This is a genomic window from Actinomadura xylanilytica (genome assembly GCF_030283145.1).
Lineage (GTDB): Bacteria > Actinomycetota > Actinomycetes > Streptosporangiales > Streptosporangiaceae > Spirillospora > Spirillospora xylanilytica.
The window spans coordinates 295200-306021 of record NZ_JASNWE010000003.1; the positions used below are offsets into that span (position 1 = coordinate 295200).

At 75.5% G+C, this 10822-nt stretch carries 9 protein-coding genes and 1 riboswitch; of the genes, 6 read left to right on the forward strand and 3 right to left on the reverse strand.

From position 1 onward, the window contains the following. Positions 1–6 precede the first annotated feature (6 nt). Entirely contained in the window at positions 7–744 is a 738-nt protein-coding gene (locus QP090_RS19305; protein WP_285940407.1) for a cobalt-precorrin-6A reductase, read from the forward strand. Here the strand turns inward: QP090_RS19305 and QP090_RS19310 are convergent. Genes QP090_RS19310 through QP090_RS19320 form a run of 3 tightly spaced genes read right to left on the reverse strand, consistent with a single transcriptional unit; the run spans position 732 to position 4059 of the window. Further along, positions 732–2249 (reverse strand): precorrin-2 C(20)-methyltransferase, encoded by a 1518-nt coding sequence (locus QP090_RS19310; RefSeq protein ID WP_285940409.1) that lies wholly within the window; start codon positions 2247–2249, stop codon positions 732–734. The genes QP090_RS19305 and QP090_RS19310 overlap by 13 nt on opposite strands. Continuing rightward, positions 2249–2869: a precorrin-8X methylmutase gene (locus tag QP090_RS19315; protein WP_285940410.1), complete on the reverse strand. Its 621-nt coding sequence runs from the start codon at positions 2867–2869 to the stop codon at positions 2249–2251. Before QP090_RS19315 ends, QP090_RS19310 begins: the two co-directional genes overlap by 1 nt. Beyond that, positions 2866–4059: a ferredoxin-like domain-containing protein gene (locus QP090_RS19320; RefSeq protein ID WP_285940411.1), complete on the reverse strand. Its 1194-nt coding sequence runs from the start codon at positions 4057–4059 to the stop codon at positions 2866–2868. The genes QP090_RS19315 and QP090_RS19320 overlap by 4 nt, the downstream gene beginning before the upstream one ends. Positions 4060–4152: 93 nt before the next feature. Continuing rightward, positions 4153–4270, forward strand: a riboswitch (cobalamin riboswitch). Between the two features lie 63 nt (positions 4271–4333). Between QP090_RS19320 and cobN the strand changes: the two genes are divergently transcribed. From cobN to QP090_RS19345, 5 genes are all read left to right on the forward strand, one after another. Beyond that, positions 4334–7960 carry a cobaltochelatase subunit CobN gene (cobN, locus tag QP090_RS19325; RefSeq protein WP_285940413.1) on the forward strand — a complete coding sequence of 1209 codons (3627 nt, stop codon included), beginning with the start codon at positions 4334–4336 and terminating at the stop codon, positions 7958–7960. A gap of 249 nt (positions 7961–8209) precedes the next feature. After that, positions 8210–8803 (forward strand): D-sedoheptulose-7-phosphate isomerase, encoded by a 594-nt coding sequence (locus QP090_RS19330; protein ID WP_285940414.1) that lies wholly within the window; start codon positions 8210–8212, stop codon positions 8801–8803. Continuing rightward, positions 8800–9012: a HypC/HybG/HupF family hydrogenase formation chaperone gene (locus QP090_RS19335; protein WP_285940416.1), complete on the forward strand. Its 213-nt coding sequence runs from the start codon at positions 8800–8802 to the stop codon at positions 9010–9012. The genes QP090_RS19330 and QP090_RS19335 overlap by 4 nt, the downstream gene beginning before the upstream one ends. Beyond that, complete coding sequence (locus QP090_RS19340; RefSeq protein ID WP_285940418.1) at positions 9009–9686, forward strand: D-sedoheptulose-7-phosphate isomerase; 678 nt, start codon at positions 9009–9011, stop codon at positions 9684–9686. Before QP090_RS19335 ends, QP090_RS19340 begins: the two co-directional genes overlap by 4 nt. A gap of 61 nt (positions 9687–9747) precedes the next feature. Continuing rightward, the gene (locus QP090_RS19345; protein WP_285940420.1) at positions 9748–10821 is read left to right on the forward strand and encodes an NADH-quinone oxidoreductase subunit B family protein; all 1074 of its coding nucleotides are present in this window, start codon (positions 9748–9750) and stop codon (positions 10819–10821) included. Position 10822: the final 1 nt, after the last annotated feature.

The window sequence follows — 10822 nt, forward strand, 5'->3', positions numbered from 1 at the left end:
GCTCGGGTGACGACGCGTGTACTGCTGCTGGGGGGCACGGGCGAGGCCAGGCGCCTCGCCGGACGGCTCGCGGACGACCCCGCGTACGAGGTGATCAGCTCGCTGGCGGGCCGCGTCGCCGAGCCGGCGCTGCCCGCCGGGCGCACCCGGATCGGCGGGTTCGGCGGCCCGGACGGGCTGGCGGACTGGCTGGCCCGCGAGCGGATCGACGCGGTGGTCGACGCGACCCACCCGTTCGCCGCCGTGATGACCGGCTCGGCCGTCGCCGCGGCGGCGCGCACCGGGCTGCCGCTGGTGGTGCTGCGGCGTCCCGGCTGGACGCGCGACGACGGCGACGACTGGCGCCGGGTGCCGTCGCTGGAGGCCGCCGCCGCGAACCTGCCCGGCGAGCGGGTGTTCCTCACCACCGGCCGCAAGAACCTGGGCGCGTTCGCCGGCGACGGCCGCCGCTGGTTCCTGGTGCGGTCGGTCGACCCGCCCGAGCCGCCGTTCCCGCCGCGGATGGAGACGGTGCTGGCGCGCGGCCCGTTCACGGTCGAGGAGGAGCTGGCGCTGATGCGCGGGCGTTCGGTGGACGTCCTGGTCACCAAGGACAGCGGGAGCGCGATGACGGCGGCCAAGCTCACCGCCGCCCGCGCGCTCGGGATACCGGTGGTGATGGTCGACCGGCCGCCCCTGCCGGCCGGCGCCGCCGTGGTCACCTCGGTGGACGGGGCGCTCGGCTGGCTGGCTCACGCGGGGTAGCGGCGCGGCGTGAAGACGGTCGTCGCGCCGTCGCCGCGCTCGGCCGTCCGCGTCTGGGACGAGCCGACCAGCAGCAGGCAGCGCATGTCGACGCCCGCGCCGTCCAGGTCGGCGAGCCGTACCACCCGCACGCTCTCCTCGGGACCGCCGACGTCGCGGCCGATCACCACGGGGGTGTCCGGCGACCGGTGCTCCAGCAGCACGTCGCGGGCCAGCGCGACCTGGTGGGTGCGGCTGCGGGACGCCGGGTTGTAGATCGCGATGACCAGGTCGGCGGCGGCAGCGGCGGCGAGCCGTCCGGCGATCGCGTCCCAGGGCTTGAGCCGGTCCGAGAGCGACAGGACGCAGTAGTCGTGGCCGAGGGGCGCGCCGATCCGGGCCGCGACCGCGTTCGCGGCGGTCAGGCCGGGCAGCACCCGCACCGGGACGTGCTTCCAGCGGTCCTCGGCGGCGACCTCCAGCACCGCCGCCGCCATCGCGAAGACGCCCGGGTCGCCGGACGACACCACCGCGACGCGGCGGCCCCGGCCCGCCAGGGCGAGGGCGAACTCGGCGCGCTCGGACTCGACCCGGTTGTCGGACGCGTGCCGGGCCTGCCGCGGATTGGCCGGCACCCGGCCGAGGTAGGTGGTGTAGCCGACCAGGTCGTCGGCGGTGGCCAGGGCGTCCTGCGCCTCCGGGGTCAGCCAGTCGCGGCCCGCCGGGCCGAGCCCGACGATCACGACCTCGCCGGCCGGCCCGTCCGGCCCATCCGCGCGAGGGGCGCGGGGCGCGGGCAGGGCGCGGCGGGTCCGCTCGTGGACGCGGCTGGGCAGGATCGCGACCGAGAAGTACGGGACGGTCGCGGGGTCCACGCCCGCCAGCGGCAGCGCCCGCTGCCCCTCGGTCGTGGCGCGCTCGACGTACCAGGCGTCCTCCAGGCGGCCCGACCGGTCGAGCGCCTCGCGCACCCCGCCGAACGTGCGGCCGAGCTTGAGCACGGCCGCCGAGTCGGTGGCGGCGAGCCGCTCGGCCAGGACGTCCGGGGGCAGGGTGCCCGGCAGGACGGTGAGGACCTCGTCGCGTTCGACCAGCGGCCGGCCGAGCTCGGCCGCGGCGCCGCTGATCGAGGTCACGCCCGGCACCACCGTCGTCGGGTACCGGCCGGCGAGGCGCTTGTGCAGGTGCATGTAGGAGCCGTAGAAGAACGGGTCGCCCTCGCAGAGCACCACGACGTCGCGGCCGGCGTCCAGATGGGCGGCCAGCCGCTCGGCGCACCGCTCGTAGAACTCCTCCAGCACGCCCCGGTAGTCGTCGGTGGCCTCGGTGGTGACCGGGTAGACCAGCGCCTCCTCGATCTGCCCCGGGCGCAGGTGCGCGGCGGCGATCGAGCGGGCGATGCTGCGGCCGTGCCGGGCGGCGTGGTGGACCACGACGCCGGCGGCCTCGATCAGCCGCGCGGCCTTGATCGTGATGAGCTCGGGGTCGCCGGGGCCGAGCCCCACGCCGTACAGGTGTCCGGTCATCACTCCTCCTCGCTGGCGATGGCGTTGACGGCGGCGGCGGTCATGGCGCTGCCGCCGCGCCGCCCGCGCACGACCAGGTACGGCAGGCCGGACCCGGCCAGCGCCTCCTTGGACTCGGCGGCGCCGATGAACCCGACCGGGATGCCGAGCACCGCGGCCGGGACCCCCGCGCCGTCCCGCACCATCTCGAGCAGCCGGAACAGCGCCGTCGGCGCGTTCCCGATCGCGACGACCGAGCCCGCGAGCCGGTCCCGCCACAGTTCCAGCGCGGCGGCGCTGCGGGTGGTGCCGAGCCCGGCGGCGAGGCCGGGCACCCGCGGGTCGCCGAGCGTGCAGACGACGTCGTTGGCGGCGGGCAGCCGCTTGCGCGTCACCCCGGCGGCGACCATCTGCGCGTCGCAGAGGATCGGGCGGCCGTCCAGCAGCGCGGCGCGGGCCGCCGCGACGACGCCCGGCGCGTACGCCAGGTCACCGGTCAGGTCGGTCATCCCGCACGAGTGGATCATGCGGACGGCGACCCGGGCGACGTCGGCGGGCAGCCCGGCCAGGTCCGCCTCGGCCCGGATGGTCGCGAACGACCGCCGGTAGATCTCGCCGCCGTCGCGGACGTACTCGCTCACATGCTCCTCCGTGTGGTCGCGACGGCGGCGGCCGTCGCGGTCAGGTCGTGGGACCGGGCGCGGACCTCGTCGCCGAGCCGCACCTCGTACCCCTGCGGGGTGGCCACGACCCCGACGTGCCGGTCCGCGGGGTGTCCGCAGCGCCGCTCGCAGCCGGACCAGTGCACCGGCGGGCCCCCACCCGGCGCGCGGGCACGGGCGGCGTCGGCGCGCACGTCGGTGCGGGACCTGGCGCAGCCCGGCCGCCCGGCGCAGGAGGTGAGGCCCTCCCAGGCGGAGGCGGGCGCGGTGACCAGGCCCCAGCGGTCCAGCAAGGAGTCTGACACGTCCGTCAAGTCGGGTATCACGGCGGTCCGCCAGGGAGTGACAATGATCTCTCCGGCGGCGCGCAGCGCGGTGAGCTGCGCGGGTTCGAGGCGGCCGAGCGGCACCAGGCCCGAGACCGCGACGCGGCCGTCCCGCTGCGGCAGCCGCCCGAGCGGTGTCCGGCGCGGTGTCGCGGGGATCTCCAGCGGCGGCTCGCGGTGCCCGCCGAGGAGCGGCGCGAGGCGGTCGGCGGCGTCGGGCCACTCGGTCAGCCGCCACTCGGTGGTGCGGACGCGCAGGAACGCGCGGGCGGCGTCGAGGGCCAGCGCGACGGCGTCCCGCGGGTCCGCGCGCAGGCCGCTGTCGGCGCCGCCCAGCACGAGGGCGAGGCCGCCGTCACCGGCCGGGTACAGCCCGACGTCGCCGCGCAGCGCGATCACGTCCCCGCGCCCGTCATCGAGCGTGAACAGGAACCGGCCGGGCAGCCCGGCCAGCGCGGGGTCGGCGCAGAGCCCGGCGTCGAGCTCCGCGACCAGCGGCCGGACGTCCAGCAGGCCCTCATGGTCGCGGCCGGTGAGCGCGCTCGCGGCGATGTTGCGGACCCGCTCATGGGTGGCGGACGGCAGCAGGCCGACGTCGCGCAGCCGTGTGCCCAGTTCCGCCTCGGCACCGTCCATCAGGCCCCTGACCTGTATGTTTCCGCGGGAGGTGAGCTCCAGGTGCCCGTCGCCGAGGTCGGCGGCGGCATCGGCGAGCGCGGCGAACTGCGGGGCGCGGAGCAGCCCGCCCGGCAGCCGGACGCGCGCCAGCCCGCCGTCGGCGGCGGCGTGGATCCGCAGCATGCCCGGACAGCCGTCCGGGCCGGAATGTGAAGGTGGGGACACGTGACGGATCCTAAGGACCTGCGCGGGGCGGCTTGGACGCGACTGTAGGACACGCCCCGGCCGCGGGCTATGGTTCTCCTGGGCGACAAGCGGAGGAAGCCGGTGCGAGTCCGGCGCGGTCCCGCCACTGTCACCGGGGAGCGGACCCCACCGAAGGCCACCGCGCGAGCGGGAAGGCCGGGGCGAGCGCCGATCCGGAAGCCAGGAGACTCCATGCCGCCCGCGTGCACACCTGACGATCGGGGCGAGGACCCCGGGTGAGGACTCGATCCGCGTGATTCTTCTGCTGTCCACCTCGGACACCGACCTGCTGAGCGCGCGCGCCAGCGGCGCGGCCTTCCGCCCGGCCAACCCGGCCCGGGTCTCCCCCGCCGACCTGCCCGCCCTCCTCGAGGGCGCCGACCTGGTCGTGGTGCGGCTGCTCGGCGGGCGCCGGGCCTGGGAGGAGGGCCTGGACGCGCTGCTCGCCGGGCCCCGACCGGTCGTGGTGCTGAGCGGAGAGCAGGCCCCCGACGCCGAGCTGATGGGGCTGTCCACCGTCCCCGCCGGAGTGAGCGCCGAGGCGCACGCCTACCTCGCGCACGGCGGGCCGGCCAACCTGGGCGAGCTGTTCCGGTTCCTGTCCGACACCGTCCTGCTGACCGGGCACGGGTTCGCGCCGCCCCGGCCCACGCCGACGTGGGGCGTCCTGGAGCGGGAGGCCGCCGGCGGCGCCGGGCCCGTGATCGGCGTGCTGTACTACCGCGCGCACCACCTGGCCGGCAACACCGCGTTCGTCGAGGCGCTGTGCGCCGCGATCGAGGCCAAGGGCGGGCGCGCCCTGCCGGTCTTCTGCGCGTCGCTGCGCACCGCGGACGGCGAGCTGCTGGAGACGCTCGGCCGCGCCGACGCCCTGGTCGTGACCGTCCTCGCGGCGGGCGGCACCAGGCCGGCGCTGGCCGGCGCCGGCGGCGACGACGAGGCCTGGGACGTGGGCGCGCTCGCCGGGCTGGACGTGCCGATCCTGCAAGGGCTCTGCCTGACCGGCGAACGGTCGGCGTGGGAGGCGAGCGACGACGGGCTGTCGCCGCTCGACACCGCCACCCAGGTCGCGGTGCCCGAGTTCGACGGACGCCTGATCACCGTGCCGTTCTCGTTCAAGCAGATCGACGAGGACGGGCTGAGCGTCTACGTCGCCGACCCCGAGCGCGCCTCCCGCGTCGCCGGGATCGCGGTGCGGCACGGCGCGCTGCGGCACGTCCCGGCGGGCGGGCGGCGCGTCGCGCTGATGCTGTCGGCCTACCCGACCAAGCACGCCCGGATCGGCAACGCGGTCGGCCTCGACACCCCCGCCAGCGTGGTGCGTCTCCTGGCCGAGATGCGCGGGCGCGGCTACGACGTCGGCGACGCGCTGCCAGGCGAGGGCGACGCGCTGATGCACGCGCTGATCGCCGCGGGCGGGCAGGACGCCGACTGGCTCACCGAGGAGCAGCTCACCGGCAACCCGGTGCGCATCCCCGCCGCCCGCTACGCGGAGTGGTACGCGACGCTGCCCGGCGACCTGCGCGAGAGCATCGAGCGGCACTGGGGCCCGCCTCCGGGCGAGCTGTTCGTCGACGACTCCCGCGACCCGGCGGGCGAGATCGTGCTCGCCGCGCTGCGCTCGGGCAACGTGGTGGTGATGGTGCAGCCGCCGCGCGGCTTCGGCGCCAACCCGGTCGCGATCTACCACGACCCCGACCTGCCGCCGAGCCACCACTACCTGGCCGCCTACCAGTGGCTGGCCGGCGAGTTCGGCGCGCACGCGGTGGTGCACGTCGGCAAGCACGGCAACCTGGAGTGGCTGCCCGGCAAGTCCGCCGGGATGTCGGCCTCGTGCGGGCCCGACGCCGCACTCGGCGACCTGCCGCTGATCTACCCGTTCCTGGTGAACGACCCGGGCGAGGGCACCCAGGCCAAGCGCCGCGCGCACGCCACCCTGGTCGACCACCTGATCCCGCCGATGGCGCGGGCCGACAGCTACGGCGACATCGCCCGGCTCGAGCAGCTCATGGACGAGCACGCCAACATCGCCGCGCTCGACCCGGCCAAGCTGCCCGCGATCCGGGCGCAGATCTGGACGCTGATCCGGGCCGCCCGGCTCGACCACGACCTCGGGCTGGACGACCGCCCGCACGACGCCGAGTTCGACGACTTCCTGCTGCACGTCGACGGCTGGCTGTGCGAGATCAAGGACGTGCAGATCCGCGACGGCCTGCACGTCCTCGGCACCGCCCCGGCCGGGGACACCCGGATTGACCTGGTGCTGGCGATGCTGCGCGCGCGGCAGATGTGGGGCGGCTCGATGACCCTGCCCGGCCTGCGCGAGGCGCTCGGGATGAGCGAGGAGAGCACCGACCGCGCCGAGGTCGACGGGTTCGAGGAACGCGCCCGCGCCCTGGTCGCCGCCATGGAGGAACGCGGCTGGGACCCGGCCGCCGCGGCCGAGGTCGCCGCGGGCGACGGTGGCGGGAGCGGCGCCGGTGGGAGCGGCGCCGGTGAAAGCGGGGGCGGCGGGAGCGCGGCGGGGCCGGTCGCGGAGGTGCTCCGGTTCGCGGCCACCGAGATCGTGCCGCGCCTGGACCGGACGTCCGATGAGATCGGCATGGTCCTGCACGCGCTGGACGGCGGGTACGTCCCGGCCGGGCCGAGCGGGTCGCCGCTGCGCGGCCTCATCAACGTGCTGCCGACCGGCCGCAACTTCTACTCCGTCGACCCCAAGGCCGTGCCGAGCCGGCTGGCCTGGGAGACCGGCCGCGCGATGGCCGACTCGCTGCTGGCCCGCTACCGCGACGACACCGGCGACTGGCCGCGCTCGGTCGGGCTGTCGGTCTGGGGCACCAGCGCCATGCGCACCTCCGGCGACGACATCGCCGAGGTCCTGGCCCTGCTGGGCGTCCGGCCGGTCTGGGACGAGGCCTCGCGCCGCGTCACCGGTCTGGAGCCGATCCCCCTCGACGAGCTGGGCCGGCCCCGCATCGACGTGACGATCCGGATCAGCGGCTTCTTCCGCGACGCGTTCCCGCACGTCGTGGCGATGCTCGACGACGCCGTCCGGCTGGCCGCCGGGCTGGACGAGCCGGACGCCGACAACTTCGTCCGCGCGCACGTCCGCGCCGACCGGGCCGAGCACGGCGACGAGCGCCGCGCGACCATGCGGGTGTTCGGCTCCCGTCCCGGCGCGTACGGCGCCGGCATCCTGCCGCTGATCGACAGCCGCAACTGGCGGGACGACTCCGACCTCGCCGAGGTGTACGCGGTGTGGGGCGGCTTCGCCTACGGCCGCGGCCTGGACGGCGTCCCGGCGCGCGGCGACATGGAGACCGCCTACCGGCGGATCAGCGTCGCCGCCAAGAACACCGACACCCGCGAGCACGACATCGCCGACTCCGACGACTACTTCCAGTACCACGGCGGGATGATCGCCACGGTGCGGGCGCTCACCGGCACCGCACCCAAGGCCTACATCGGCGACAGCACCCGCCCCGACGCGGTGCGCACCCGGACCCTCGACGAGGAGACCTCCCGCGTCTTCCGCGCCCGGGTGGTCAACCCGCGCTGGCTGGCCGCGATGCGGCGGCACGGCTACAAGGGCGCGTTCGAGCTCGCCGCGACGGTCGACTACCTGTTCGGGTACGACGCGACCGCGGGCGTCGTGGCCGACTGGATGTACGAGAAGCTCGCGCTCACCTACGCGCTCGACCCGGAGAACCGCGAGTTCTTCGAGAAGTCCAACCCGTGGGCGCTGCACGGCATCGCCGAGCGCCTCTTGGAGGCGGCCGACCGGAAGATGTGGGAGCACCCCGACCCGGCGACGATCGACGCGCTGAAGCGGCTGTACCTGGAGGTCGAGGGCGACCTGGAGGACGGTCCCGAGAGCTGACGGGAGCCGGGCGAGGGGCGGGCCGGGGGCGGGTCGACGGGCCGGTCGCCTCCGGGGCCGGTCCGCCGGTACCCCGGTCCGGGGCGGGCTACCCGGCCCGGACGGCACTGAACCGGTCATGGATCGTCCGGCCGTCCCCGGGTTCGGCCGCCTGCCGCCCAGGAAGCGGCCGGGTCTCGTTGGCCGCGCGCGGCGGGGGTAGGTCCAGGCACGACCTGTGACCGATTCCTCACTCTCAGGAGTGTCCGCATGCCGCCGACGCCCGACGTCAGGGAGATCTTCGCCCGCCGGGCGGCTCCGGCGGCCGGGCTGGCCGAGGCGTCCGAGCCCATCGCGCGGGCGTGCCGCGCCATGGCCGTGCGGTTCCGGCGCGGCGGGCGGCTGTTCACCTTCGGGAACGGCGGCGCGGCCACCGACGCGCAGCACATCGCGGTCGAGTTCGTGCACCCGGTGATCGTCGGCAAGCGGGCGCTGCCCGCGCTATCGCTCACCGGGGACGTCGCGACCGTGACCGGCGTCGGCGCCACCACCGGATTCGACGAGGTCTTCGCCCACCAGCTCCGCTACTTCGCGGACGCGGGCGACATCGCGCTCGGCGTCTCGCCCGGCGGCCGATGTCCCAACGTGCTGCGCGGCCTGCGCGAGGCGCGCGCGCTCGGCCTCCTCACCATCGCCCTGACCGGCGGCGGCGGAGACGGGAGCGGCGGGGAGGTCGCCGCGGCGGCCGACCACGCCGTGGTGGTCGCCTCGTCCGACCCGCGCGTGGTCAAGGAGGTCCACGTCACCTCATACCACGTGCTGTGGGAGCTGACCCACGTCTTCCTCGAGCGGGGGGACCTGTGAGCGCGCGGCACTGCGCGGGCGACCACTGCGTGACCTGCTCGGACGAGGCCGTCGCGGTGACGGTGGTCCGGCTGCGCGACCCGGGCCTGGCCGACGTCGACGCCGGCGGCGGACGCGTCGAGGAGGTCAGCGTGGCGCTGGTGGAGGCGGCGGTGGGCGACACCGTCCTCGTCCACGCCGGTGAGGCCATCGGGGTCGTGGCGCCGTGACCGAGCAGCTCTACCCGTTCCTCCGGCAGGACGGGGCCGGTACGGATACCGGGACCGACGAGGCGGACGCGGGGGCACTCCTGGAGGAGGTCCGGCGGTCCACCCGCGAGAAGGCGCACGAGATCATCGCGCTGCGGCGGGCCGTCCTCGACCGGGACGGCGACCGGCTCACCGGATGCGCCGCGCGGCTCGCCAGGGCGTTCGCCTCCGGCGGGCGGCTGTTCGTCTTCGGGAACGGCGGCAGCTCCACCGACGCGCAGGACGTGGCGGCCCTGTTCCTCAATCCCGGCGAGCTCGAACCCGGCGAGCCGGCCCGGCCGCTCCCGGCGCTCGCCCTCACCACCGACGCGGCGGTGGTGACCGCGTTGTCCAACGACGTCGGCTTCGAGGTGGTGTTCGCCCGGCAGCTCGCCGCGTTCGGGCGGCCGGGCGACATCGCCCTCGGGCTGTCCACCAGCGGCGACTCGCCGAACCTGATCCGCGCGTTCGAGGAGGCGGCGCGCCGGGGCATGGTCACGGTCGGGCTGGCCGGGTCCACCGGCGGCGCGATGGCCGAGCTCGGCGGCGGCATCGACCACCTCTTCGTGATGCCGTCCGCGTCGGTGCACCGCGTCCAGGAGGCGCAGACGACCGTCTACCACGCCCTTTGGGAGCTGACCCAGCGCGCCCTGTGAGGGCGCGCCCGCCGGGCCGGTCCACGGCCCGGTCCCTTCGTCCGGACAACGGTGGTGAGCCATGACGACCGAAGCGACCGCAGCGACCGGGGCGACCGGCACCGAGGAGGAGCCCGTCGTCCACATTCTCTGGATCAACGCGGGGCTGAGCTGCGACGGCGACTCGGTCGCCCTCACCGCGGCCACCCAGCCGAGCATCGAGGAGATCGTGCTCGGTGCGCTGCCCGGCCTGCCGAAGGTCGCGGTGCACTGGCCGCTGATCGACTTCGAATGCGGTCCCGACCTCGGCGCCGACACCTTCATCGAGTGGTTCTACCGGGCCGAGCGCGGCGAGCTGGAGCCGTTCGTGCTGGTGGTGGAGGGGTCGATCCCGAACGAGGCGATCAAGGACGAGGGCTACTGGTGCGGGTTCGGCAACGACCCCGAGACCGGGCAGCCCCGCACGACCAGCGCGTGGCTGGACATCCTCGCGCCGCGCGCCACGGCGGTCCTGGCCGCGGGCACCTGCGCGGCCTACGGCGGCATCCACGCGATGGAGGGCAACCCGACCGGCGCGATGGGCGTCGCCGACCACCTCGGCTGGGACTGGAAGTCCAAGGCCGGGCTGCCGATCGTCAACGTGCCCGGCTGCCCGACCCACCCCGACAACCTGTCGGAGACGATCCTCTACCTGCTCTACCAGGTGAACGGGCAGGCCCCGATGATCCCGCTGGACGAGGCGCTCCGCCCGACCTGGCTGTTCGGCAGGACCGTGCACGAGGGCTGCGACCGGGCCGGCTACTACGAGCAGGGCCAGTTCGCCAAGGAGTACGGCTCGCCCACGTGCCTGGTGAAGCTCGGCTGCTGGGGCCCGGTGGTCAAGTGCAACGTGCCCAAGCGCGGCTGGATCAACGGCATCGGCGGCTGCCCGAACGTCGGCGGCATCTGCATCGCCTGCACCATGCCCGGCTTCCCGGACAAGTTCATGCCGTTCATGGACGAGCCTCCCGGCGGCAAGGTCTCCGCCACGTTCAGCGGCGCCTACGGCGGAGTGATCCGCACGCTGCGCGCCGTCACCCAGCGGACCCTCGACAAGGAACCCAAGTGGCGGCACAAGGGCCGCACGCTCTCGACCGGCTACAAGGCCCCATGGTGAT